This window comes from Ramlibacter cellulosilyticus (genome assembly GCF_014297465.1).
GTDB classification, from domain to species: Bacteria; Pseudomonadota; Gammaproteobacteria; order Burkholderiales; family Burkholderiaceae_C; genus Ramlibacter; species Ramlibacter cellulosilyticus.
Genome location: NZ_JACORT010000001.1, coordinates 459,745 through 484,586, shown reverse-complemented (window position 1 = coordinate 484,586; position 24,842 = coordinate 459,745). Strand labels below are relative to the sequence as shown.

The 24,842-nt window shown below is 70.0% G+C and carries 25 protein-coding genes and 1 pseudogene; 2 read left to right on the top strand and 24 right to left on the bottom strand.

The genetic code is table 11. The features are described from left to right. The first annotated feature begins 66 nt into the window (after window positions 1-66). A complete protein-coding gene (locus H8N03_RS02330; RefSeq protein ID WP_187074507.1) occupies window positions 67-1,578 on the top strand; it encodes a class I adenylate-forming enzyme family protein in 1,512 nt (503 codons plus the stop codon). Between the two features lie 8 nt (window positions 1,579-1,586). Then, window positions 1,587-2,383 (top strand): annotated as a pseudogene (locus tag H8N03_RS02325) (3-hydroxybutyrate dehydrogenase). Here H8N03_RS02325 and H8N03_RS02320 read toward each other — a convergent pair. The 24 genes from H8N03_RS02320 to H8N03_RS02205 form a co-directional block, all read right to left on the bottom strand. Next, window positions 2,384-3,457: a flavodoxin family protein gene (locus tag H8N03_RS02320; RefSeq protein ID WP_187074506.1), complete on the bottom strand. Its 1,074-nt coding sequence runs from the start codon at window positions 3,455-3,457 to the stop codon at window positions 2,384-2,386. Beyond that, on the bottom strand, window positions 3,454-3,846 hold the full coding sequence (locus H8N03_RS02315; protein WP_187074505.1) for a DUF6841 family protein: 393 nt from the start codon (window positions 3,844-3,846) through the stop codon (window positions 3,454-3,456). The genes H8N03_RS02320 and H8N03_RS02315 overlap by 4 nt, the downstream gene beginning before the upstream one ends. An 82-nt stretch (window positions 3,847-3,928) precedes the next feature. Then, window positions 3,929-4,294, bottom strand: a complete 366-nt coding sequence (locus tag H8N03_RS02310; RefSeq protein WP_187074504.1) for a DUF2784 domain-containing protein — start codon at window positions 4,292-4,294, stop codon at window positions 3,929-3,931. After that, on the bottom strand, window positions 4,291-5,106 hold the full coding sequence (locus H8N03_RS02305; protein WP_187074503.1) for a DUF429 domain-containing protein: 816 nt from the start codon (window positions 5,104-5,106) through the stop codon (window positions 4,291-4,293). Before H8N03_RS02305 ends, H8N03_RS02310 begins: the two co-directional genes overlap by 4 nt. A 19-nt stretch (window positions 5,107-5,125) precedes the next feature. After that, window positions 5,126-5,548, bottom strand: a complete 423-nt coding sequence (locus tag H8N03_RS02300) for a BLUF domain-containing protein (RefSeq protein WP_187074502.1) — start codon at window positions 5,546-5,548, stop codon at window positions 5,126-5,128. Between the two features lie 5 nt (window positions 5,549-5,553). After that, the gene (gene folE, locus H8N03_RS02295) at window positions 5,554-6,288 is read right to left on the bottom strand and encodes a GTP cyclohydrolase I (RefSeq protein ID WP_435531646.1); all 735 of its coding nucleotides are present in this window, start codon (window positions 6,286-6,288) and stop codon (window positions 5,554-5,556) included. A gap of 31 nt (window positions 6,289-6,319) precedes the next feature. Next, window positions 6,320-7,111 (bottom strand): DUF4124 domain-containing protein, encoded by a 792-nt coding sequence (locus tag H8N03_RS02290; protein ID WP_187074501.1) that lies wholly within the window; start codon window positions 7,109-7,111, stop codon window positions 6,320-6,322. After that, window positions 7,101-8,825 (bottom strand): ATP-dependent DNA ligase, encoded by a 1,725-nt coding sequence (locus tag H8N03_RS02285; RefSeq protein ID WP_187074500.1) that lies wholly within the window; start codon window positions 8,823-8,825, stop codon window positions 7,101-7,103. Before H8N03_RS02285 ends, H8N03_RS02290 begins: the two co-directional genes overlap by 11 nt. Before the next feature lies 1 nt (window position 8,826). After that, a complete protein-coding gene (locus H8N03_RS02280; RefSeq protein ID WP_187074499.1) occupies window positions 8,827-9,306 on the bottom strand; it encodes a DUF2269 family protein in 480 nt (159 codons plus the stop codon). Beyond that, entirely contained in the window at window positions 9,303-10,328 is a 1,026-nt protein-coding gene (locus tag H8N03_RS02275) for a ligase-associated DNA damage response exonuclease (protein WP_187074498.1), read from the bottom strand. The genes H8N03_RS02280 and H8N03_RS02275 overlap by 4 nt, the downstream gene beginning before the upstream one ends. After that, complete coding sequence (gene clsB, locus H8N03_RS02270) at window positions 10,325-11,539, bottom strand: cardiolipin synthase ClsB (RefSeq protein ID WP_187074497.1); 1,215 nt, start codon at window positions 11,537-11,539, stop codon at window positions 10,325-10,327. The genes H8N03_RS02275 and clsB overlap by 4 nt, the downstream gene beginning before the upstream one ends. Before the next feature lie 8 nt (window positions 11,540-11,547). After that, the gene (locus H8N03_RS02265; RefSeq protein WP_187074496.1) at window positions 11,548-12,276 is read right to left on the bottom strand and encodes an endonuclease/exonuclease/phosphatase family protein; all 729 of its coding nucleotides are present in this window, start codon (window positions 12,274-12,276) and stop codon (window positions 11,548-11,550) included. Beyond that, a complete protein-coding gene (nudB, locus tag H8N03_RS02260) occupies window positions 12,273-12,728 on the bottom strand; it encodes a dihydroneopterin triphosphate diphosphatase (RefSeq protein WP_187074495.1) in 456 nt (151 codons plus the stop codon). The genes H8N03_RS02265 and nudB overlap by 4 nt, the downstream gene beginning before the upstream one ends. A 159-nt stretch (window positions 12,729-12,887) precedes the next feature. Then, complete coding sequence (gene aspS / locus H8N03_RS02255; protein WP_187074494.1) at window positions 12,888-14,687, bottom strand: aspartate--tRNA ligase; 1,800 nt, start codon at window positions 14,685-14,687, stop codon at window positions 12,888-12,890. A gap of 46 nt (window positions 14,688-14,733) precedes the next feature. Then, on the bottom strand, window positions 14,734-15,351 hold the full coding sequence (locus H8N03_RS02250) for a DUF502 domain-containing protein (RefSeq protein WP_187074493.1): 618 nt from the start codon (window positions 15,349-15,351) through the stop codon (window positions 14,734-14,736). Window positions 15,352-15,357: 6 nt separating this feature from the next. Further along, a complete protein-coding gene (locus tag H8N03_RS02245; RefSeq protein WP_187074492.1) occupies window positions 15,358-15,690 on the bottom strand; it encodes an FmdB family zinc ribbon protein in 333 nt (110 codons plus the stop codon). An 88-nt stretch (window positions 15,691-15,778) separates the two neighbouring features. After that, window positions 15,779-17,251: a high affinity choline transporter 1 gene (locus H8N03_RS02240; protein WP_187074491.1), complete on the bottom strand. Its 1,473-nt coding sequence runs from the start codon at window positions 17,249-17,251 to the stop codon at window positions 15,779-15,781. Between the two features lie 60 nt (window positions 17,252-17,311). Then, a complete protein-coding gene (gene ubiB, locus H8N03_RS02235) occupies window positions 17,312-18,877 on the bottom strand; it encodes a ubiquinone biosynthesis regulatory protein kinase UbiB (protein ID WP_187074490.1) in 1,566 nt (521 codons plus the stop codon). After that, window positions 18,874-19,458: a hypothetical protein gene (locus H8N03_RS02230; protein WP_187074489.1), complete on the bottom strand. Its 585-nt coding sequence runs from the start codon at window positions 19,456-19,458 to the stop codon at window positions 18,874-18,876. Before H8N03_RS02230 ends, ubiB begins: the two co-directional genes overlap by 4 nt. Window positions 19,459-19,504: 46 nt before the next feature. After that, entirely contained in the window at window positions 19,505-20,521 is a 1,017-nt protein-coding gene (locus tag H8N03_RS02225) for a Tim44 domain-containing protein (protein ID WP_187074488.1), read from the bottom strand. 31 nt (window positions 20,522-20,552) lie between these two features. After that, the gene (ubiE, locus tag H8N03_RS02220) at window positions 20,553-21,284 is read right to left on the bottom strand and encodes a bifunctional demethylmenaquinone methyltransferase/2-methoxy-6-polyprenyl-1,4-benzoquinol methylase UbiE (protein WP_187074487.1); all 732 of its coding nucleotides are present in this window, start codon (window positions 21,282-21,284) and stop codon (window positions 20,553-20,555) included. A gap of 10 nt (window positions 21,285-21,294) precedes the next feature. Continuing rightward, window positions 21,295-21,705: a gamma-butyrobetaine hydroxylase family protein gene (locus H8N03_RS02215; RefSeq protein ID WP_187074486.1), complete on the bottom strand. Its 411-nt coding sequence runs from the start codon at window positions 21,703-21,705 to the stop codon at window positions 21,295-21,297. A gap of 25 nt (window positions 21,706-21,730) precedes the next feature. Then, window positions 21,731-23,359 carry a ShlB/FhaC/HecB family hemolysin secretion/activation protein gene (locus tag H8N03_RS02210; protein WP_187074485.1) on the bottom strand — a complete coding sequence of 543 codons (1,629 nt, stop codon included), beginning with the start codon at window positions 23,357-23,359 and terminating at the stop codon, window positions 21,731-21,733. A gap of 79 nt (window positions 23,360-23,438) precedes the next feature. After that, window positions 23,439-24,818, bottom strand: coding sequence for a FecR family protein (locus H8N03_RS02205; RefSeq protein WP_187074484.1), 1,380 nt, complete (start codon window positions 24,816-24,818; stop codon window positions 23,439-23,441). Window positions 24,819-24,842: the final 24 nt, after the last annotated feature.

The following is a 24,842-nucleotide window of genomic DNA, read 5'->3' as shown; positions in this document are numbered from 1 at the left end:
GCGTGTTTCTACGCTCTTGGAGGGCCCGGCCGCCCTCGCTATCGTGGCGCCTTTCCGGAGACGAGGATGAACCTGGCGAACACGCTGCGCCGCATCGCGCTGTGCGACCCGCAGCGCCCGGCGCTCTACGAAGGCACGCGCCTGTGCCGTACCTACGGCGAACTTGCGCAACGCGCGGCGCGCCTGGCCGCCACGCTGCGTGCGCAGGGCCTCGCCCCGGGCGACCGCGTGCTGCTGTTCATGCGCAACCATCCCGCGTACCTGGAAGCGATCTACGGCTGCTGGTGGGCGGGCCTCGCGGTCGTGCCGGTGAACGCCAAGCTGCACCTGCGCGAGGCGCAATGGATCGCGGACCACGCCCAGGCCCGCTGGGCCTTCGTCACCGGCGACATCGGCACGGGCCTGCAGGTGCCCGGACGGTGCATCGACGTGGACACGCCCGCGTGCGAAGCGCTCTTCGGCGGCGAGGCGCTCCCCCTGCAGCATCGCGCTCCCGCGGACCTGGCCTGGCTGTTCTACACGAGCGGCACGACGGGCAAGCCCAAGGGGGTGATGCTCACGCACCGCAACCTGCTCACCATGGGCCTCACCTACTTCGCCGACGTGGACCCGGTCGATGCGCGCGACGCGATCGTCTACGGCCCGCCGATGTCGCACGGGGCGGGCCTGTACGCCATCCCCCACGTGATCGCGGGCGCGCGCCACGTCGTGCCCGCGTCGGGCGGCTTCGACCCGGCGGAGATCTTCGCGCTGGCCCGCTCGCTCGGGCGCGTGAGCATGTTCGCCGCGCCGACCATCGTGAAGCGCCTGGTCGACCACGCGCAGGCGCACGGCCTGGACGGCGAGGGCTTCAAGACGATCGTGTACGGCGGCGCGCCCATGTACGCGGAGGACATCCGGCGCGCGCTGCGCGTGCTGGGCCCGCGCTTCGTGCAGATCTACGGCCAGGGGGAGACGCCGATGGTGGCCACGGCCCTCTCCCGCGCGCACCTGGCGGACACGTCGCATCCGCGGCATGCGCAGCGGCTCGCGTCCGTGGGCGTGGCGCAGACGCCGGTGGAGGTGCGCGTTGCGGACGCCGAGGGCCGCGACCTGCCTGCCGGCGAAGTGGGCGAGGTGCTGGTGCGCGGCGACACCGTGATGGCAGGCTACTGGCGCGACGAGGCGGCGACCGCGGCGGCCGTCCGCGACGGCTGGCTCTTCACCGGCGACATGGGCAGCCTGGATGCGGACGGCTTCCTCACGCTGAAGGACCGCAGCAAGGACCTCGTGATCAGCGGCGGCTCGAACATCTATCCGCGCGAGGTCGAGGAGGCCCTCCTGCTCGCGCCCGGCGTCGCGGAGGTCTCGGTGGTCGGCGCGCCCGATCCCGAGTGGGGCGAGGTGATCGTCGCCTTCGTGGTCGCCGAGCCGGGGCGCAACGTCACGGCGGCCGACCTGGACGCCGTGTGCCTGCAGCACATCGCGCGCTTCAAGCGGCCCAAGCGCTACGAGTTCGTGGAATCCCTGCCGAAGAACAACTACGGCAAGGTGCTGAAGACGGAGCTGCGGCAGCGGCTGAAGGAGCAAGCGCGATGAACGGGAAGATGCTGGAGGGCCGCCGGGCCCTGGTGACCGGGTCCACGCAGGGCATCGGCCTGGCGGTGGCGGAGGCGCTCGCGGCGCAGGGCTGCTCGCTCGTGCTGCACGGGCTGGCCCGCCCGGGGGAGGCCGAGGCGGCGCAGGCGGCGGTGCGGGCAGCGGGGGCGCCGGACGTGCAGTTCTTCGGGCACGACCTTGCCGACGCCGCGGAGGTGGAAAGGCTCATGCAGTCCGTGCTGCAGGACGGCCCGGTCGACATCCTCGTGAACAACGCGGGCATCCAGCACACGGCGCCGCTCGCCAGCATGCCGCGCGCGAAGTGGGACGCCATCCTCGCCGTGAACCTCTCCGCCGCCTTCGACACGATGCGGCTCGCGCTGCCCCGGATGGCCGAGCGCGGGTTCGGCCGCGTCGTGAACATCGCCTCCGCGCACGGCCTCGTGGCCTCCGTGCAGAAGGCGCCCTACGTCGCGGCCAAGTTCGGGCTGGTCGGCATGAGCCGCGTGGCCGCGCTGGAGTACGCGAGCGCCGGCTCGCGGGCGGGCGGCGGCGTGACCGTCAACTGCGTCTGCCCGGGGTGGACGGAAACGGCCATCATCCAGCCGCAGATCGACGCGCGCGCGCAGGCGCTGCAGGTGCCGCGCGAGGATGCGGTGCGCGACCTGCTGCGGGAAAAGCAGCCCAGCCTGCGCACCTCGCGCCGCGGGAGATCGCGCGCGTCGTGGTGTGGCTCTGCGAGCCGGCGGCGCACAACCTGACCGGCACCGCCATTCCGGTGGACGGAGGCTGGACGGCGCAGTAGCTATTTCGCCCGCGGGCGCGGCAGGCCCTTGCCGGGCGCGCTGAGGCGCCCTTCGCGCAGTTCGCCCACGGCCTGCGTCAGCGCGCGCGCCGCGTTGCGCACCTCGTCCTGCACGGCCTCGTCGCGGTCCAGCGCCTGGTGGCTGGTGGCATAAGGCTCGTAGTAGCCGATGAAGCGGTCGAGGCGGCTGGTGGGCCCCGCGTCGATGAGCCCCATCCAGTCGAGCCAGTCGCACAGGCTGCGGCGCGAGCCTTCGATGCCCGCCACGTCGCCGTGCACGATCACGCCGTAGGCGCGGCCGGCCAGGTGCTGCGGATAGTCCCAGCCCGCGAGCTCCACCGCCTTGGCCTTCTCCGGATCCTTGCCGCCGGTGCGGGTCGGGTCGGGGTTGCCGCCGTCGGCGCACACCATGCGGTCCATCATCAGCTTGAGCGGGCTCGCCATGGAGTACCAGTGCGTGGGCGTGACGAGCAGCACGCCGTGCGCGGAGACCCAGCGTTCGTAGATCTCGTTCATCCAGTCGTTCACCTGGTTCGTCGCGTGGTTGGGATAGCAGCTGCACGGCCAGTGGCACAGCGGCATGGCCGTCGACACGCAGGCCTTGCACGGGTGGATGTGGCGGTCGAAGTCGGAGGTGAGCTGGCTCAGGTCGAGGAGGTCCACCTCCATGCCGGCCGCACGCAGCGTCTCCTCCGCGATGCGCGACAGGCGGAAGGTCTTCGACATCTCGCCGGGACAGGTGCCGTCGTTGCGCGGGGAGGCGCAGATGACCAGCACGCGCGAGCGCGTGGCGGGGTCCTCCCAGCGCTGCTGCGCGGCCAGCAGGCGGTTGCGCGCCTCGTACCATTCGATCGACAGGTCGTAGCCGGGGTCGGCGAACTCGGCACCGGCCTTGCGCGTCACCGGCGCCTTGCGTCCCTGGGTGTAGCCCTCCCACGCGATCTGCTCCAGCCGCGCGATCGCCTCGTCCTCCGCACGGAAGGCCGGATCGAAGAAGCGGGCCCGGAAGCGCGCGCGGAATTCCTCGCGCGTGTGCAGGCCGCCCCACTGTCCCTTGCGCACTTCGGGTTTCATGCTTCCCCCAGCAGGATGGCCACGCTGATCTTCGCGTCGTCACCTGCCACGTGCACCACGTAGCAGCTGGCTTCCGAGCGGCCGACCTCGCGCCCTTCGCCGTCGAGGTAGGGCCAGCGCACCGTGACCGACGCGAGCGCCGGCGTGTGCCAGGCGATCCGCTGCACGTCGACGCGAGTGCCGGTGACACCTTGCGCGTTGTACTGGGCGCGCGCGCCGCCGAAGAACGCGCCCACTTCCTCCAGCGACGCGACGGCGCGGTTGCCTTCGGCGCTCACGACGAGCGCGGGCACCTGCCAGCAAGCGGCGGCACCCGCGCCGTCGCCCGTGGTGAACGCATGCGCGAAACGCTGCAGCATGTCGCGGATGGCGTCTTCGTTCCCGGCCATGGCTTGTCTCCGTGGGATGAGCACGCCAAGGCTAAGCGAAACGCGGCAGCGGCGGGGGCCGCCGTAACGGCCGCGACGCAGCTCAGCGGCGGCGCATGTGCCGCCAGACGAGCAGGTAGGCGACCGCGTTGAAGAGCAGCAAGCCGCCCCCGAGCAGCCACTGCACGCCACGCGTCAGTCCCGTCGGGTACAGCAGCGGCAGCAGGTAGTGTTCGACGAACCCGCCCTGGTAGCCCGCCGCCCCGCCGGCCATGCGCAAGGCGTTTTCCAGCGGCGTCAGCGGACAGATCCCGCCGGTCCATTCGACCGTCACGCCCCACGCCAGCGCCGGAAGGTGCAGCCAAGGCATCCAGCGCCAGTGCAAGGCGAGCAACCCGCCGAGCATCGCGAACGCCACGAAGAGCAGGTGCAGGACGAGCACCGCGTCGGCGAGCAGGCGCCAGGTCATTCCGCGCTGACGATCCAGCCTTCCAGCGGATCGAGGTCGTCGGGCAGCCCGTAGCGCGGCGCGCCGTGCTGCGCGGCCCACGCCGCCTGCACCATGCACAGCACCGCGTCGAGGCTGTCGCCGCTGGCGTCCTCCACGAGCGCATCGCGTTGCGCGTGCGTGAGCTTCACGCGCAGCCCGAGCCGCGTGCGGCCCTGCTCCAGCGCCGTGATCAGGTCCTTGCGCGCGATGAGGCGGTCGGCGGTCTGCTTCGCCTTCTCGTCGCTCTTGTAGCTGCGGCGGCCGACCAGTTCGCGCGCGAGCAGCCCCGGGTAGGCCTCCAGCGCGACCCGCCGCGGGTCGCCTTCGTGCAGACCCGGCAGGTGCACGCCGGCTTCCAGCAGCAAGGGGACGGCGGCGTGCAGCATGTACGCGACGGGCGGGTTCACCCACTTCATCGACGGGCTGGAGCCGGCCAGCTTGTCGAAGCGGCGGTGCGCGAACTTTGAGCCGGCGGGGCGGGCAGCGGTGTACGCCGCGAAAGTCTCACGGATCTGCGGCCGCGTGAGGCTGGCGTAGTGCCGCATGCATTCGCGCCATTCGGTGGGCCAGCCGAGGTGCTCGACCAGTTCGCGCGGCAGTCCGAACGGCACGTCGAAGCCGCCGATCCAGGGCTGCGGCTCGCGCAGCCAGGCGCCGAAGGCCTCGAGGGTGGGGAGCTTCTCCAGGCGCAGCAGCTGCACGCGCCCCGCAGCGGCCTGGCCGAGCGCCAGCACGATCGGCTTGCGCCGCGTGGGCGTGCTGGAGAAATCGCAGCCGACCAGGAGCGTCATGCCGCGGGAGGGGAAGACGTCAGCTGCGGCCGCAGATGGCGGCGGTGGCCGCGAGGTCTTCCAGCAGCGACAGCGAGACCTTGCCGGAGACCGCGTACGGGTCCAGTTCCGGCTTCTCGGAGTACTTCAGGAGGATGGACTGGTTCAGCTTGGACACGTTGACCTGGCCCATGCTCCAGCCGCTGAAGCGCCGCTCGGAAATTTCTTCGTAATGCAGCAGCGCGACGTCCTTGTGGCGGGCGTCCTCCTGGATCGTGCCGTACAGCTCGCTCACCTGCATGCGGCCGCCCTCGATGCACTGCAGGAAGATGCCGTCGCCGTAGCACAGGATGCCGGTGATGCCCGTCAGCGCATTGTGCTGGCGGGACGTCGTCAGGATGGACTCGATCGCCTCCGGGCTGGTGTCCACGGCACGGCTGCAGTACAGGAGGCGGACGAGCATGTGCCTTATCCCTTCTGCGGGATCAGCGCGAGGAATTCGCGGCGCAGCGCGGCGTCCTTCAGGAACGCGCCGCGCATGACCGAGTTGATCATCTTGCTGTCCAGGTCCTTCACGCCGCGCCAGGCCATGCAGTAGTGGCGCGCCTCCATCACGAGGGCGAGGCCGTCGGGCTGGGTGCGTTCCATGATCAGGTCGGCGAGCTGCACCACCGCCTCTTCCTGGATCTGCGGGCGGCCCATGATCCATTCCGCCAGGCGCGCGTACTTCGACAGGCCGATCACGTTGGTGTGCTCGTTCGGCATCACGCCGATCCAGAGCTTGCCGATCACGGGGCACAGGTGGTGGCTGCACGCGGAGCGCACGGTGATCGGGCCGACGATCATCAGCTCGTTCAGGTGCTCCGCGTTCGGGAACTCGGTGATCGGCGGCGCCTTGACGTAGCGGCCGCGGAAGACCTCGTTCAGGTACATCTTGGCGACGCGGCGCGCCGTGTCGGCGGTGTTGTGGTCGTTGGTCGTGTCGATGACCATGCTGTCCAGCACCGCCTGCATCTTCTCCTCGACCTCGTCGAGCAGCTTCTCCAGCTCGCCGGGCTCGATGAACTCGGCGATGTTGTCGTTGGAGTGGAAACGCTTGCGCGCCGCGAGCACGCGCTCTCGGATCTTGACGGACACCGGGACGCCCTCGTCTTCGGGGGTGGCCGGGGTCAGCTGGCTGGACGGATCGGCTTTCATCAGCATGGGCAACTGTAACACCGGGGTGGAGACGCCATCATGGACGCCGCGAACCCCTCAGCCGTTCCAGGGCCTCCCCGTCCGTCATCCGCGGCCCGACGCGCGGCGGCGGCGCGTCGACCGGCGCGCGGTACTCGATGCCGAACAGGGTCTTCATGGACTCGTTGCAGTCCCGCAGGTCGCCCGCCGAGGGCTGCGGGTTGCGCCGCAGGGCGTCGTCGCGCAGGTAGCTCATGACCGACTGGCGGTCGTCGTGGTTGTGCGGCAGGCCGAGCACGTGGCCCATCTCGTGGACCAGGACCGAGAGCATGTTCGACTCGTGGAAGCGCGGCTTCAGCGCGATGCCGGAAGTGAGGCTGCCCGTGCCCGCGATGCCGCTGCGGCCGTCGGCGGGGTGCGCGAGCTGCATGTATTCCGGCGCCCAGCGGATCGGCACGTGGTCCGGCGTCGCCGGCAGGCGTGCCGGCCTGCGGCCGCCATAGGCGAGGCGCACGTCGCATCCCGCGGACCACGCGGCCATCGCCGCGCGGATGTCGGCTTCCATGCGCTCGCTGGAGAAGCCGACCGGCTCCTCCGCCGGGTCGTAGTAGAAGGTGATGGCCGCGACCCTGGGCGGCGTGAAGCCCTTCCACTGGCTCACGCGCGGCTGCGTTGGAGCCTCGGGTGCGTCATTGCGCAGGCGCAGCTGCGATTCCCGGCTGCCCACGGCACAGGGCTGGCTCTGGTACGCCACCTTGCCGGCAGCGTCCTGGCACCGGAACACGCCTTGCGCCGCGGCCGGCATGGCGACCAGGAGCAGCAGCGCGATGCGCAACGCGTCAGGGACCAAGGAGCGCCTCCAGGTCCTGCAGTGTATTGGCCTCGTGCAGCGGCTTGTCGGAGCGGATGCGAAGCATGCGTGGAAAACGCACGGCGATGCCGCTGCGGTGACGGCCGGAACGGTTGATGCCCTCGAAGCCCAGTTCGAACACGAGGCTCGGCTTCACGCTGCGCACCGGCCCGAACTTCTCCACCGTGTTGCGGCGAATGACCGCATCCACCATGCGGAACTCCTCGTCGGTGAGGCCGGAATAGGCCTTCGCGAAGGGCACGAGCTGCAGCGCGTCGGGCTGCGCCGGCTCCTTGCGGGCGATCGCGTCGACGACCGCATCCGCTTCCTCCTTGCTCGCGGGCGCCCGGTTCCACACCGCGAAGGTGTAGTCGGTGTAGACCGAGGACCGGCGGCCATGCCCCGGCTGCGCGTACACGAGCACGCAGTCGATCGTCATGGGTTCGATCTTCCACTTCCACCACAGGCCCTCGGCCTTGGTGCGGCCGGTGCCGTAGGCGGCGTCGAGGCGCTTGAGCATGAAGCCCTCGACTCCCAGCTCCCGCGAGCGTTCGCGGCGGCGTGCGTACTCCAGCCACGAGGCGGCGTCCTCCACGGGCGAGAGCCTGAAGCGGGTGCCGGCGAGCAAGGCTTCGAGCCGTGCCCGCCTTTCCTTCTGCGTGAGCCCGCGCACGTCGGCACCGTCCTGCTCCAGCAGGTCGTACGCCATGAAGCTCACGGGCGCGTCGGCGAGGATCTTCTTCGTGAGGTTCTTGCGGCCTATGCGTTGCTGCAGCAGCGCGAAGGGCGCGGGGCGGTCGACGATCTCCCCCGTCTCCGGGTCGGCGCCTTCCTTCCACACGAGGATCTCGCCGTCGACGACCGTGCCGTCCGGCAATGCTTGCGCCAGCGCTTCGATCTCGGGAAAGCGCTCCGTCACGAGCTCCTCGCCGCGCGACCAGATCCACACGCGTCCACCGCGCTTGACCACCTGGCCGCGGATGCCGTCGTACTTCCACTCCACCATCCACTCGTCCACCGACCCGAGGCGCGCGGCGAAGAGTTCGGGCGGCAGGTCCAGCTGGTGGGCGAGGAAGAAGGGGTAAGGCTGCCCCGCGTCCGGCTGTTCCGGCACGCCCTCCTCCGCCTTGGCGACCAGCTGCTCGTAGCGCTCCGGCGAAGGCAGGACCTTGCCGTCGGTGTAGCCCATCATGCGCTGGGCGACACGCTTCGCGTCGATGCCCGCATGCGTGGCGAGCGCGCGCTGCACCAGCAGCTTGCTCACGCCCACGCGAAAGCCGCCGCCCACGAGCTTCACGAGCAGGAAGCGACCGAGCGCATCCAGCTCCTGCAGGTAGCCCGCGACGCGCGTCGCGACCTCCTCGTCCGGCATGCCGCGCAAGGGCAGCAGGCGGTCCTCCACCCACTCGGCGAGCCCCACGTCCGACGGTTCGTCGCCGCGCGGCAGCACCAGCGAGATCGTCTCCGCGAGGTCGCCGACGGACTGGTAGCACTCGTCGAACAGCCAGTACGCGATGCCCGCCATGTGGCACGCGAGGCCCACGAGCGAGCCGGTCTTCACCACCTGCCGTGGCTTGCCGCCCGCGAGGAAGTACACGGCCCAGGCGGCATCCCGGGCGGGCGCCTCGTCGAAATAGCGCGTGAGCGCCTCCACCTTCTCGTTGGTGGACGTCGTGGCATCGAGTTCGCTGAACAGCCTGGCGAAGCGTCGCATGTCAGCGGAAGTAGCCGCGGGTGAGCATGAGCCCGAACAGGCCCATCACCCCGAGGAAGGCGGGCCAGCCGAGGACGAACCAGAGCTGGAAGGTGCGGTGGAAGCGCGCGTCGAGCCGGCCGACGGTTTCGGCCTGCACCGCGGCATCGCGCAGGCGGACCTGCAGCCACACGACGGGGAGCCAGCACGCGCCGACGAAAACGTACAGGCCCAGGACCCAGGCCAGCCAGGGGTCCGGCCACTGACCGCCCGTCATGCGCCACAGGAACCAGCCCGTGACCGGTTGCAGCACCGCCGCCGTCGCCGTGAACAAGGTGTCGGCGGTGACCGTCAGGCGCAGCACGCCGCGGATCAGGCCGATGTCGCCCTCCTGCATGCCGCGGCGGTAGCCGAACCAGGCGAAGAAGGCGATGCCCAGGCCGGTGCCGAACAGGATGGCCGAACCCAGGACGTGCAGCCACTTGATCCAGAGATAGGTCATGCGCCGGCCTCCGACGCGGGCTGCAGGTCGGCCTCGACGACGTCGTCGCCGTACTCGGTCTGGAACGACTCGGCGCGCAGGCCGCGCTCGCCGAGGTAGCGCACCATGGCGCCGGAACTGCCGTGCGTGACGATGATGCGCTCCGCGCCCGTCGCATCGATGGCCTGCAGCAGCCCGGGCCAGTCCGCGTGGTCGGAGAGCACGAAGCCGCGGTCGTAGCCGCCGCGCCGGCGATTGCCGCGCACCTGCATCCAGCCGCTGGCGAAGGCGGTCTGCGCGTCGCCGAAGCGCCGCAGCCAGGGGCTGGCCGCGGCGCCGGGCGGGCAGACCACCAGGCAGCGGCGCAGGTCCGCCTTGTCCGTCACCTCCGTCACCATGCGCGTGTCGGGCAGCGGCACGCCTTCCGCCCGGTAAGCCTCGTTCAAGGGACGCACTGCCCCGTGGACGATGATGGGGCCGATCGAAGGATCGACTCCCGCCAGCACGCGCTGCGCCTTGCCGAAGCTGTAGCAGCAAAGGACGCTCGCCCGCGCGTGTGCGGCATTGCGCGCCCACCATGCATTGACCTCCGCGAAGACTTCGTCGTCCGGGCACCAGCGGTAGATCGGCAGGCCGAAGGTGGATTCGGTGATGAACACGTCGCAGCGCACCGCCTCGAAGGGCGTGCAGGTGGGATCGGGCGCGACCTTGTAGTCGCCGCTCGCCACCCACACCCGGCCGCCGTGCTCCAGCCGCACCTGGGCGGAACCGAGCACGTGGCCCGCCGGATGCAGCGACACCGTGACGCCGTGGTGCGCGATGCGCTCGCCGTAGGGCAGCGTCTGCAGCGCGATCTCGCCGAGGCGCGCGCGCAGCACGCCCTCGGCCGGCGCGGCGGCCAGGTAGTGGCCGTTGCCGTAGCGCGCGTGGTCCGAGTGCGCGTGCGTGATCACCGCGCGCGGCACCGGGCGCCACGGATCGATGTAGAAGTCGCCGGGCGGGCAGTAGAGACCCTCGGGACGTTGCACCACCAGGTCGCTCACAGGTACTTCTTTCCCTGGATCATGAGCAGCACGCGCATCACCACGAGCGCGAGCCGCTCCTTCACGCGCTGCCCCACGGAACGCTGCTCGTACACGCCCGGGTCCATGCGGTGGCCTTCGTGGACCATCGCGTGCACCAGGCGGTCGCGCAGGCGCCGCGCGAAGCCTTCGTCCTCCACCACCACGTTCGCTTCCCGCGCGAGCAGCAGGCTGAGCGGGTCCAGGTTCGACGAACCGACGGTGGCCCAGCGTCCGTCGATCACCGCCACCTTGGCATGCAGGAAGCTGGGCGCGTACTCGTGGATGTGGATGCCGGCGCGCAGCAAGGCGCCGAACACGGGCCGTGCCGCGTAGTACTGCATGAAGTACTCGTAGCGCCCCTGCAGCAGCAGGCTGACGTGCACGCCGCGCCGCGCCGCGCTCACCAGCGCGCGCCGCATGCGGCCACCCGGCACGAAGTAGGCGTTGGCGATGATGATCTCGCTGCGCGCGCGGCCGATGGCGCGCAGGTACGCGCGCTCGATCGCCGCGCGGTTGCGCAGGTTGTCGCGCAGCAATAGCGCCGCGCGCGCGTTGCGCGCGTCCTGGCGCGCGGGCGCCGGCCGGGCGGGCGCGTGGTAGCCGGCGCGCCAGAGCCCCAGCGCGCCCGTCAGCTGTGCGCGCTTCAGCTGGCCCATCGCCTCGATGCGCGCCCACTGCCGCTGCATGGTGTCGAGCATCTGCTGCACGAGCGGCCCTTCGACGCGCAGCGAGAAGTCGAAGCGGGGAGAGGTGAGCGGGCCGTGGTTGGGATCGTGGAAGTCGTCGAGCACGTTGATGCCGCCGCAGAAGCCCACGGTGCCGTCGACCACGCACAGCTTGCGGTGCAGGCGCCGCCATTGCCCGGGCCACAGGAGACCGAAGGCGCCGGTGCGCTGGTACAGCGCCCACTGCACGCGCGCCGCATCGAAGCGCATCTGCCAGAACGGCGGCACCTCCGGCGTGCCGAAGCCGTCCATCACGAGCCGCACCGTCACGCCGCGCCGGCCCGCGCGCTCCAGCGCGTACGCGATCTCCGCGCCGCTGCCGGTGGCGTCGAAGATGTAGGTCTCCAGCAGCACCTCGCGCGCGGCGCCGTCGATGGCGGCGACCAGCGCGGGGAAGAAGGCCCGGCTTCCCTCCAGCAGCTGCAGGTGGTGGCCGGCGCGCAAGGGGGGGACCGCGTGGGCCATGGGCGCGCCTAGAGTTTGAACTCCGCGATCAGCGGCAGGTGGTCCGACATGCGCCACCAGATGCGGCCGCGCGGGATCTCGAGGCCGCTCGGCTTCATGCCGCGCGCGTAGACGAAATCCAGCTGCGCGAGCGGCAGGCGCGACGGATAGGTCATCACGCGCTCGCCGATGAAGTCCTGCATGCCGAGCTTGTTCATCAGCGGCCGCAGCTTCCCGCCCCAGTCGTTCAGGTCGCCCGCGACCACGAGCGGCGCCTTGCGCGGGATCTCGCGTTCGATGTAGCGCCCCAGCTGCTCGACCTGCCGCAAGCGGCTGGAGGCGATGAGCCCGAGGTGCAGCACGATGACGTGGACCTGGCGCCGGCCCACCTCGACCTGCACGTGCAGCAGCCCGCGCTGCTCCCAGCGGTGGTCGGACATGTCCTCGTGGCCTTGCGACACCACCGGCCAGCGCGAAAGCAGCGCGTTGCCGTGCTCGCCATGCTTGGTCTTCGCGTTCGTCTGGTAGACGGCGTAGTAGCCCTCCGGGCAGAGGAACTCCGCCTGCGGCAGTTCCGGCCAGCGCTTGAAGTACAGCTCCTCGCGCCGGTGCAGCTTGCGCACTTCCTGCAGGCAGACGATGTCCGCATCGAGCTGCTCCACGGCGTGGCCGAGGTTGTGGATCTCCAGCCGGCGCACCGGCCCGAGCCCCTGCACGCCCTTGTGGATGTTGTAGGTCGCGATCCGCAGCACCGTCATGCGATGAATTCTGGCAGCATCAGGATCGCTTCGGCGTTGGAGGCGGAGAAGCAGGTGTCCGCCGCCTGCCGGTACGGCAACCACTGGTAAGCGGTGTGTTCGCGCGGGTTGAGCGCCACCGGCGTGCCGGGCGGAACGCAGAGGCCGAACACATGCTCGCGGTTGCGCCACACCCCGGGCGCGTACCGGTGCAGGTAGTGCGGATAGATGGCGTAGACGTTCTCGAGGTTCCAGTCGGTGAGCGTGCCGATGGTCGCGTCGATGCCGGTCTCCTCGCGCACCTCGCGGATGGCGGTCTCCTCGAAAGACTCGTCCTCGCTGTCCTTCGAACCGGTCACGGATTGCCAGGTGCCTGGGGTGTCGGCCCGGTTGATCAGGAGCACGTCCAGGGCGGGCGTGTGGATCACGACCAGGACGGAGAGGGGGATCTTGAACGGCCGCGGGGACGTCACGGCCGCAGGATAGCGCCATTTCGCGGGCGGGCGGGATGCTGGGGTGCGCTTCGCGCAACCCAGCCTACGAACCCGCCGCGATCGTAGGCTGGGTTGCGCGAAGCGCACCCCAGCATGCCCCCGAAAGTGAAAAAGCGGCGCAACGCGCCGCCTTTCCGATCACGCCCCCTGCGGGTTCCGCAGCCGGATGTGCAGCTCGCGCAGCTGCTTCTCGTCGACCGGGCCGGGGGCCTGGGTCAGCAGGTCCTGGGCGCGCTGGGTCTTCGGGAAGGCGATCACGTCGCGCAGGGACTCGGCCCCGGTCATCAGCATGACGAAGCGGTCGAGGCCGATGGCGATGCCGCCGTGCGGCGGGGCGCCGTACTGCAGGGCGTCGAGCAGGAAGCCGAACTTCGCCTGCGCTTCTTCCGGGCCGATCTTCAGGGCGCGGAACACCTTGCTCTGGACGTCCTCGCGGTGGATACGGACGGAGCCGCCACCGAGCTCGATGCCGTTGAGGACGGCGTCGTAGGCCTTGGCCAGGCAGCGGCCCGGGTCGGTTTCCAGCCAGTCCTCGTGGCCGTCCTTGGGCGAGGTGAACGGGTGGTGCACCGCGTTCCAGCGCTGCGCATCCTCGTCGAACTCGAACATCGGGAAGTCCACCACCCACAGCGGCTTCCACTGGCCTTCGATGAGGCCCTTGGACTTGCCGAACTCGCTGTGGCCGACCTTCACGCGCAGCGCGCCGATGGCGTCGTTGACCACCTTCGCCTTGTCGGCGCCGAAGAACACGAGGTCGCCGTCCTGCGCGCCGGTGCGCTTGAGGATCTCGGCGATCGCGCGGTCGTGCAGGTTCTTCACGATCGGCGACTGCAGGCCCTCGCGGCCCTTCGCCACCTCGTTGACCTTGATCCAGGCCAGGCCCTTGGCGCCGTAGATCTTGACGAACTCGGTGTAGCCGTCGATCTCGCCGCGGCTCATCTCGCCGCCGGAGGGCACGCGCAGGCCCACGACGCGACCGTCCTCGGCGTTCGCCGGGCCGGAGAAGACCTTGAAGTCCACGTCCTTCATCACGTCGGTGAGCTCGGTGAATTCGAGCTTCACGCGCAGGTCCGGCTTGTCGGAGCCGTACAGGCGCATGGCGTCGGCGTGCTGCATGACCGGGAAGGCGCCGATGTCGATGCCCAGCACGTTCTGGAAGGTGCTGCGGATCATGCCCTCGAACATCGTGCGGATCTCCTCCTCCTTCATGAAGGAGGTCTCCACGTCGATCTGCGTGAACTCGGGCTGGCGGTCCGCGCGCAGGTCCTCGTCGCGGAAGCACTTGGTGATCTGGTAGTAGCGGTCGAAGCCGGACACCATCAGCAGCTGCTTGAACAGCTGGGGCGACTGCGGCAGCGCGAAGAACATGCCGTCGTGCACGCGCGAAGGCACCAGGTAGTCGCGAGCGCCTTCCGGCGTCGACTTCGTCAGCATCGGCGTCTCGATGTCGATGAAGCCGTTGGCGTCCATGAACTTGCGGACTTCCATCGTCACCTTGTACCGCAGCATCAGGTTCTTCTGCATGTACGGGCGGCGCAGGTCCAGCACGCGGTGCATCAGGCGCGTGGTCTCGGACAGGTTCTCGTCGTCGAGCTGGAACGGGGGCGTGACGGAAGGATTCAGCACCACGAGCTCGTGGCACAGGACTTCGATCTTGCCGCTCTTCAGGTTGTCGTTGGTCGTGCCGGCCGGGCGGGCGCGCACCACGCCCTTCACCTGGATGCAGAACTCGTTGCGCAGGCCTTCGGCGGCCTTGAACATCTCGGGGCGGTCCGGGTCGCAGACGACCTGCACGTAGCCTTCGCGGTCCCGCAGGTCCACGAAGATCACCCCGCCGTGGTCGCGGCGGCGGTTCACCCAGCCGCACAGGGTCACGGTCTGGCCCATCAGGGCTTCGGTCACCAGGCCGCAGTAGGTGGTACGCATCGATTGGGACATGGGAAAGGCTCTCAGGGGAAAGGCAGCCGGCCGGAAGGGGCCGGGTTCAGCGGTTCGGGAGGGCGGCGGCCGGGACGACGACGCCCATGGACACCACGTACTTCAGCGCCTCGTCGACGCTCATCTTCAGTTCGATGCAGTCGCTCTTGCGCAGCATCACGAAATAGCCGCCCGTGGGGTTGGGCGTGGTGGGCACGTAGACGCTGACGTACTCGTCGCCGCGCAGGTAGGTGGTCACGTCGCCGCCCGGAGCGCCCGTGACGAAGCCGATGGTCCACACGTCCGGCCGCGGCCACTGCACCAGCACCGCGGTGCGGAAGGCGTTGCCGCTCTCGGAGAACAGCGTGTCGGAGACCTGCTTGACGCTGGAATAGATGCCGCGCACCACCGGGATGCGGGCGACCACGCGGTTGCCCAGGTTCACCAGCTTCTTGCCGACGAAGTTGCTGGTGATGGCGCCGACGACCAGCAGGATGGCCAGGGTCAGCAGGATCCCGAAGCCGGGAATGTGGACGCCGATCAGCCGGTCAGGCTGCCAGGCCTCGGGCAGGATCAGCAGCGTCTGGTCGAGGGTCTCGATGATCCAGCGCAGCACGGCCGCCGTGATGGCGACCGGAACGATGACGAGCAGCCCCGCCAGCAGCCATTTGCGCAGGGCGTGCATCGGGCGTCAGTGGCAGGCGCAGGAGGCGCCGCAGCCGCCGGCGGACGCGCTCGGGCCGTCCGACTTGGGCGGCGTGGCGGCGCTCTCGGTCTTGGCCGGCTCGGCGGGTTTGCTTTCGCCGGAAGCGGGCGCGGCGGGAGAGGACGCGGCGTTGCTGCCGCCGCGGAAATCCGTCACGTACCAGCCGGAGCCCTTGAGCTGGAAGCCGGCGGCGGTGATCTGCTTGGAGAACTGCCCGGCGCCGCAGGCCGGGCAGGTGGTCAACGGGGCGTCGGAGACCTTCTGCAGGACATCCTTGGCATGGCCACAGGAGCCGCACTTGTAGGCGTAGATGGGCATGGCTGTGTCAGGTCGTGGGATGCAAAGCCCGAAATTATAGTTGACCGGCCGGATCTCGACCCCGGCCAGGGGCTGCCGGGGCGGGCGCTCACCTCGCCGGCATGCCTGCCACGTGGTGGACGCCCTCGTGCCGGTTGCGCAGGACCTGCGGCGCCAGCGAGCCCGCGATCATGCCCACGAAGGCCGCCAGCAGGCCCGCGAGCTGCCCAGGGAAGGCCTTGCTCAGCTCCTCGCCGCCGACCTGCGGGAAGAACAGCACCCACACCGCCACGCCGGCAGCCACCGAGAAGATCGCCCCCTGGGTGGTGGCCCGCTTCCAGTACAGGCCCATCACCAGCGGCACGAACGCGCCGACCAGCGTCACCTGGTAGGCCGCGGACACCAGCTCGTAGATCGACGTGCCCTTCATGGCGATCGCGTAGGCCAGCACCAGGGCGGTGAAGGTGACGATGGTCACGCGCATGGCGAACAGCTGCTCCTTGTCGCTCATGCGCGGGCGCAGGTTCTTGAGGATGTTCTCCACGAAGCTGGTCGACGGCGCCAGCAGCGTGGCCGACGACGTGCTCTTGATCGCGGACAGCAGCGCGCCGAAGAACAGGATCTGCATGATCAGCGGCATCTTCGTCAGCACGAAGGTGGGCAGCACGCGCTGGTAGTCGTTCTTGGCCAGTTCCAGCGCGCTGTCGCCCATCACGACGACCGCGCTCGCCACGATGAACATGGGCACGAAGGCGAACAGGATGTACGAGGCCCCGCCGATCACGGCGCCCTTGCGGGCGGTGTCCGCGTCCTTGGCCGACATCACGCGCTGGAACACGTCCTGCTGCGGGATGCTCCCCAGCATCATGGTCAGGCCGGCGGCGACGAAGAAGGCCATGTCGGTGAGCGTCGGCTCGGGCAGGAACTTCCAGAGCTCCTTGGAGGAAGCCATGGCCAGCACCTTGTCGCTGCCGCCGGCCAGGTCGGCGGAGAACACCGCGATGATCGCCAGGCCCACCACCAGCACGATCATCTGGATGAAGTCGGTCCACGCCACCGCCAGGAAGCCGCCGATCACCACGTAGACCAGCACCGCGAGGGTGCCCACGATCATGCCGGTGGTCTCGGACATGGCGCCGTCGGTGAGCACCGAGAACACCAGCCCCAGCGCGGTGATCTGCGCCGCCACCCAGCCGAGGTAGCTCATGATGATCGCCACCGAGCAGAACACCTCGATGCCGCGCCCGTAGCGCTGGCGGTAGAAGTCGCCGATGGTCAGCAGGTTCTGCTTGTACAGCTTCGCCGCGAAGAACAGGCCCACGATGATCAGGCAGGTGCCGGCGCCGAACGGGTCTTCGACGATGGCGTTCAGGCCGCCCTGCACGAAGCGCGCCGGGATGCCCATGACCGTCTCCGCGCCGAACCAGGTGGCGAACGTGGTCGTGACCACCATGATCAGCGGCAGGCGGCGGCCCGCGATCGCGAAATCGGTGGTGTTGTGGATGCGCGTCCCGGCCCAGACCCCGATGGCCAGGGTCCCCAGCAGGTACAGGACGACAAAGGTGACGAGCGTGTAATTCATGGTCCCAACCTCTCCTCGCCCTGTCGGGCTGCGCGGCATTATGCCGAAGGGGGGCGGCTGCTAGAAGATGCGCATGCGCACCAGCATGATGAGCGCGCCGGCCATGCCCAGCGCAAACCCGATCCCTGCCAGGATCAGGGTCTGGAGCAGGCGGTTGGTCTTGCGCAGCTCCTCCGTCAGCGCGTCCGCCTCGTGGCGGAGCAAGCCCCTGTCCTCGCGCAGGCGCTTGTGCAGCAGGTGCGGCAGCTCCGGGAGGATCTTGGCGTAGCGGGGCGCCTGGTCGCGCAGTTCCTGCCAGAGCTTCTGCGGACCGATCTGGTCCATCATCCACCGCTCCAGGAAGGGCTTGGCCGTGCTCCACAGGTCCAGGTCGGGGTCGAGCTGGCGGCCCAGGCCCTCGATGTTCAGCAGCGTCTTCTGCAGCAGCACCAGCTGCGGCTGGATCTCCACGTTGAAGCGCCGCGAGGTCTGGAACAGGCGCATCAGCACCATGCCCAGCGAGATCTCGCGCAGCGGCCGGTCGAAGTAAGGCTCGCACACGGTGCGCACGGCCGCCTCGAGTTCGTCGACGCGCGTGCCGGGCGGCACCCAGCCGGACTCGATGTGCAGCTCCGCGACGCGCTTGTAGTCGCGCCGGAAGAAGGCCGTGAAGTTCTGGGCCAGGTAGTCCTTGTCGAACTCCGTCAGCGTGCCGATGATGCCGAAGTCCAGCGAGATGTAGCGGCCGAAGGTGCCCGGCTCCACGCTCACCTGGATGTTCCCCGGGTGCATGTCGGCGTGGAAGAAGCCGTCGCGGAACACCTGGGTGAAGAAGATGGTCACGCCGTCGCGCGCCAGCTGCGGCAGGTTGACGCCGTGCTCGCGCAGCCGCTCGGTCTGGCTGATGGGGATGCCGGACATGCGCTCCATCACCATCACTTCCGGGTGCACGAAATCCCAGTACATCTCCGGGATCAGCACCAGGTGCAGGCTGGCCATGTTCCGGCGCAGCTGCGCCGCGTTGGCCGCCTCGCGCACGAGGTCCAGCTCGTCGTGCAGGTACTTGTCGAACTCGGCGACCACCTCGCGCGGCTTCAGCCGGCGCGCGTCGTGCGAAGCCTTCTCGACCCAGCCGGCCATCATGCGCATCAGGTCGAGGTCCTTCTCGATGACGGCTTTCATGCCGGGGCGCAGCACCTTGACCGCGACTTCGCGCACCTCGCCGGTGCGCATGCGCAGCGTCGCGAAGTGCACCTGCGCGATCGACGCGCTGGCGACCGGCTGGTGGTCGAAGGTTTCGAAGATCGCGTTCAGCGGCCGGCGGAAGGCGCGCTCGATGCTCGCCACCGCCACCTCGGACGGGAACGGCGGTACCCGGTCCTGCAGCAGCGCGAGTTCGTCGGCGATGTCGGGCGGCAGCAGGTCGCGCCGCGTGGACAGCACCTGCCCGAACTTCACGAAGATGGGGCCCAGCGCCTCCAGCGCCATGCGCAGCCGCTGCCCCCGCGGCGCGTCGATGTGGCGGCGACGGCCGAACGTGACGATCCGGGCCAGCCCGCGCAGACGGAAGCCGGAGAGCGCCAGCTCGTCCAGCCCGTAGCGGAGGATGACCCAGAGGATGACGATGGCGCGCACGTAGCGCGTCATCCGCCTGCCTGCCCCGGTGTGGAGGGAGGAGTGGGAGCCGCCGTGCCGGCGGGCGCCGCGGCGGGGCCGCGCGCCACGAACTGGCGGATCGCCTCGGCCATGCGCCGCATCGCGCCGCCCATGGCATGCGCCGGCGCATCACCGAAGACGCGGGCGAGGTCTTCCTCGAGGTCCCAGCGCACGTGGTCGACCAGCCATTGCACCTCGGCGGCGAGCTGCACGTCGCCCGCGATGCGCACCGCCGGCTTCTCGCCCCGCAGCGCCGACTGCGCCAGCGCCCAGGGCGATTCTTCCGTGAGGGTCAGGGTGAGGTCGGGGGCCTGCGCGGTGGGGCCCAGGTCCAGCAGGCCCGCCGGCGTGGCGAGCAGCCGCACGTTGAAGTGGCGCCAGTGCGCTTCCACCAGCCGCCCGGCCTGGCGCTTGAGCCGCGCCTGCGCTTCCGGTTCCTGCTGCAGCACGTGATTGAGCAGCAACACCAGCCGGTGCTGCATCTCGTGGACCATCCACGGCGGGGGCTGCAGCGCGCGGCCGACGCGGTCGAACAGCTGGTCGAAAAAGGAAACGGGGGATGGGCTGGCCATCCCCCGATTATGGGCGTTCGGCGTGGGGCGTTGCGCCCCGTGCCGCTTATTGGAGCGCCTGCACGCCGGCGACGAGCCAGCCCGCGGAGCCGTCCTTGGGCTTGACCATGTTCCACACCTCGCGGAACGGGGCCGGGCCCGCCGAAGGCTCCTCGCGGATCATCCCCGAGAACTCCACGCTGGCCATGTACTCGGTGGCGAGCTCCTCGATGCCGAGCAGCTGCGCCTCCAGCATCGCCACCTCGGTCTTCTGCACGGACGCCATCGGGGCGCGGTCGCGCTCGGCAAGCTGGCTGCGGATCTCGCTCAGCATCTCGTCGGTCATCATGCCGCGCAGCGTGCCCACGTCGCCGCGGTCCCAGGCGTCCTGCAGCGTCGTGAAATTGCGCTTGGCGGACTGCAGGAAGCCCTCCGTGTCGAAGCCCGCCGGGATGCCCCAGGTCTGCTTGCCCTGCAGCACGTCCGGCTGCCCTTGCGCGCCGAGCGCGGAGCCGATGCGGATGCCGCCTCGTGCCGCGTCCTGCGCATGCTGGGCGTCGTAGCCGCTCTCCCAGGGGCGCGCGGACGCGTCGTTGCCCACCTTCTGCGGGTTGTACTGGCGCGGCGACAGCGGCTGGTCGGCGCTCAGGCCGCTGTTCTGGTAGCTGCCGCGCGGCATGCCGGCGGGAACCGGCTGCGCGGAGCGGCGGCGCATCATGCCGATGGCCATCAGCACCAGCAGGCCGACCAGCAGCAGGAGCATGAAGTTGGCGAAGCCCGCGCCGAAGCCCAGCGCATGCGCGAGCGCGGCGAGGCCGAGGCCCGCGGCAAGGCCGCCCAGCATGCCGCCCCAGCGGCTGCGCTGCGGCTGCGCCGCGGTGGCGGCCGCCGGCGTGTCGGGCGTGGTGCTGCGTTGCGCGTTGGTGGGCGCGGTGGGCGTGGTCGGCGCCGGCGTGGCCTGCCGCTGCGTCACGTTGCCCGACTGCCGCCCGATCGAGCCGCCGCCACCGAGGCGGCGTGCCGCGTCGGCGTCGAGGGCACCGAAGGCGAGCACGCCTGCGAGCAGAACGGTCCAGAGTTTCATGCCTTTCTCCTTTGCCTGCCCAGATGCGGCCTCAGCACTTGATTGCAACATGCAGCGCCGCGACGCCGGCCGTGAGGTTGTGGTAGTCCACGTGCCCGAAGCCGCTGCGCTTCATCATCGCCTTCAGCTCCTCCTGCCCCGGGTGCATGCGGATGGATTCCGCGAGGTAGCGGTAGCTCGCCTCGTCGCGGGCCACCAGCCGCCCGAGCCGCGGCAGGATGTTGAACGAATACCAGTCATACGCCTTTTCCAGCGGCTTCGCCACCTTGGAAAACTCCAGCACGAGCAGCTTGCCGCCCGGACGCAACACCCGGTGCATTTCCGCGAGCGCGGACTCCTTGTGCGTCATGTTCCGCAGGCCGAAGCCGACGCTGACCCGGTCGAAGCTCTCCGGCGCGAAAGGCAGTTTCTCCGCGTCGCACACCACGGTCGGCAGGACGACGCCGGCATCGAGCAGCCGGTCGCGTCCGACGCGCAGCATGGAAGCGTTGATGTCGGTGTGCACCACCAGGCCCTCGCTGCCCACCTTGCGCGCGAACGCCTGGGCCAGGTCGCCGGTGCCGCCCGCGATGTCCAGCACGTGCTGGCCGGGCCGGACGTCCGCGACCAGCACCGTGTAGGCCTTCCAGGCGCGATGCAGCCCCATCGACATGAGGTCGTTCATCATGTCGTAGCGCGGCGCCACGGAGTCGAACACGCCGCGGACGCGCCGGGCCTTGTCGCGCTCCTCGACGGACTGGAAACCGAAGTGGGTCTGGCTCATGGCGGCCTCCTCAGTGCCCGCAGGCGTGGCCGGCCTTGGCCGCCATGGGGGCGTCGCGGTCGACGCCGGCTTCGCGCAGGCGGCGCTCGTAGTCGTCCCACAGCTGCGCCTGCTGCGTGCCCAGGAAATGCAGGTAGTCCCACGAGAAGATGCCGCTGTCGTGGCCGTCGGAGAAGGTGGGCTTCACGCCGTAGTTGCCCACGGGCTCGAGCGACACGACGTCCACGTCGCGCTTGCCGGTCTGCAGCACCTCCTGCCCGGGGCCGTGCCCCTGCACCTCCGCGGAGGGCGAGCACACGCGCATCAGCTCGAAGGGGATGCGGTAGGTGGAACCGTCGGAAAAGCCGATCTCCAGCACGCGCGAGGCGCCGTGCAGGGTCAGGGCTGTGGGGGAAGGAGTCTCGCTGCGTAAACCGGCCATGGGCGCAGTTTACGCGGAGCGTTCGCTAGAAGCGGATACCGAGCGTGACGTACAGGCGGTCGTCGCCCTTCTGCGGCGACCCGGAGTTCAGCGCGAGCGGCACGCGGCTGCCGCGAAACAGCTTGCCGTAGTCGGCGGTGGCCACCAGCTTGCCGCGGACGAAGCGCAGCCCCAGGCCCCAGCTCGCGAGGCGGTCCCAGGCCGGGTTCTGCACGTCGTCGGGCTTGTTGTTGCGCACGTAGCCGGCGTCGGCGAAGACGAGGAAGCGCAGGCCCGGCGTGGGCTCGGGCGTCATCAGCTCCACGCTGGTGGAGAAGCCCGAATCGCCCGTCACCGGACGGTCGGCATCGGTGCCGCGCACGGAACCCAGGCCGCCGATGCCGAACTGCTCGCCGGCGATCAGCACGTCGGGGCTGTACTGGAAGGCCGCGCGCGTGTTCAGCAGCCAGTCGGTGAAGATGCCGGTCGTGGCGCTGCCCACCGCGCGGAAGGCGTTCCAGGCGGCCGTGTCGATCCGCGGATCCTCCGTGCGGTACGACGACAGGTTGTTGTGGCTGCCGGTGACCGTGTTCGCGGCGAACTCGACGCTGTAGCCCCAGATCTCGGTGTCGGTCTCGGTGCGAGCGGTGTAGCCGAAGACCACCGGCCGGCTGCGGCGGTCTTCCTGGATGGGGATGCCGTCGATGAGGGCCTTCTCGAACAGCTTGTCGTCGAGGCCGATCGACACGTAGCTGCGCCGGCCGCCCTTGGGCGGCAGGTACTGCGTGTAGGCGACCGAGGTCGTGTGGCCGGCGCCGGTGCTGCGGAAGCCGCCGAAGTCGCCGACGACGTCGGAGCGCGTGTACGTGGCGCCGATGACGCCGCCCCACGCGTACATCGGGATCTTGTAGGTCAGGCCGAACTGCTTGACGTCCTCGGTGCGCTCGACGGAGGTCGTGTAGGCGGCCACGAACTGGTGGTCCAGGTTCCACAGGTTCGTGTGGCCGGCGGTGAGGATCAGGCGGTCGCGGCCGGTGGATTCGGGGCCGGTGTTGGACACGGCCACGCCGGCCGTCCACGGCCGCTCTTCCTTGACCGTGATGGTGGCGTCGATGCGGTCCGGCTCCTCGGACTCGCGCAGCCCCACCTGCACCTGCTTGTTCGGGTTCTCGTTGGCGATCGCCGTCTGGATCGCCAGCTTGCGGAAGTTCGGGCTCTCGCCTTCGCGCAGCTCCGGCAGCGTGCGGCGGATGTTGCCTTCGTCGTAGATCCTGGCGCCTTCGATGGCGACCTTGCCGATCACGAACTTCACGATGTCGAGCCGCACCGTCGCGCCGACTTCCTGCGGCGGCAGCGCGACGCGGTGCAGGCCGTAGCCGCGGGCACTCAGCTCCGTCTCCAGCGCCTTCGTGGCTTGCTGCAGCGTCTCCATGGTGGCGTCCGGGCGCACGTAGGGCGCGAGCACGCGCTGCGCTTCGGCTTCGCCGATCGGGTTCTCGCCTTCGATGCGGAAGCCGGGGATGGCGAACACCACCGGCGCGGCCGGCGCGGCCATCGGAGGCGTCGGCCGCGGCGTGGCGGGAGCGGGCGCCTGCGCGGAGGCGCTGCCCGCCGCCAGGGCGACGAGTGCAAGCAGGGCGTGCCGCGGCGCGCGCGGCGGGACGGTGCCGTTCATGTTTCTATGCCGCTTCGTTCTTGTTGGGGAGTCCGGCCATTCTGGGCGCGAGTGAACAAATTGTCACCCGCGCAAACATCTACCTGCACACCTGGCTGCTGCGCACGCCGGACTCGTTGAGCACGCTCGTGAGCATCGGGTTGCGCGAGGTGGGCAGCGGGATGCGGTCGAAGTCCATGAAGCCGGGGTGGGACGTCGGCCGCAGCAACTCGCCCGTCATGCCGGCGAAGCCGGACTCGCCGCGCCCGAGGTGCAGCTGCTCGTTGAGCGTATCGATCTCGATGTGGCCTTCGCGCACGAACACGAACAGGCCCTGCGCTTCTTCCGACACGTCGCTTTCGGCGAACAGCTTGGGCGGCACGTTCACCTGGTCCGGGCGCGGCAGCAGGTTGGACGGGTCCGTCATGATCGGGATGAAGGGCCCGCTGGCGGGGATGAACAGGCCCTGGCCGGCCTGCAGGACCTGCAGCGCGGTCTGGCCGGTCTGCCCCACCTCGATCGAACCCAGCCAGGTCCACAGCGTCAGGCCGGTGTTCGGCTCGCCCGCCTCGCCGGCGCAGGCGCCGGTGCAGGTGAGGTCGAAGCCGGTGCCCCGGATGCCGATGGTGGCCGTGCTGGTGCTGAAGCCGACGTTGCGGTTGTTCGCGCGCGCGATCAGGCCGGTGAGCGCGCGCACGGAGCCGCGCAGGACGGACGCGAGGAAGCGGCCCTCGCCCGCGTTCTGTTCGTCGTACACGAAGTTGTCGAGGCGGAAGCGCGTCTGCGACCCGAGGGTCAGGCGCGACTCGTCGCGGAACACCAGCACGCCCTGCGCGCCGCGGGCGGTCTCCACCACGTCGCCCGGGTACACGCTGCCGCCGTTGACCAGCCGGCGGCGCGCGCCGGCGCCGTCGGTGGCGAAGATCTCGCCCTGCACGCCCGTGAGCTTGGCGCTGGCCTGCACGGCGTTGGGCCGGCGGGTTTCCTGGATCTGGCTGGCTTCCTGCGCGCACTCGCGCGTGGTGCACAGGCGGGCGTCGAAGTCGGTGCCGCGGATGCCGATGGTCGCGGTGCTGGTCTGGATGCGCGCCGCGTTCGGCGAGCCCTTGGAGATCAGGCCCGTGACCGCGCGGAAGCCGCCGCGCACCAGCTGCATCAGCATGCTGTTGTCGGGGGCGTTCTCGCGGAACTGGTACTGCTGCAGCACGAGCTCGGAGTTCGGGCGGACCGTCATGCGCGTGCCGTCCTGCAGCTTGATGATCGCGGACGCGCCTTCGGAGGTGGTCAGCCGGTCGCCTTCGCGCAGCGGCAGGCCGCGGCCCAGCGTGCGGGGCCCCTCGCCCGGGGTCTGCGCGAAGCCGACGCCACGCGAGAACTCCACTTCACCGGCGGTCTGCGCCCACGCGGGCGCCAGCGCCAGCAGCAGGCTGGCGGCGGCCAGCGGCACGAACCACTGGAATCGGCGGGGGGCGGCAGACATGGACGAACCTCCGGTAACCGGTGT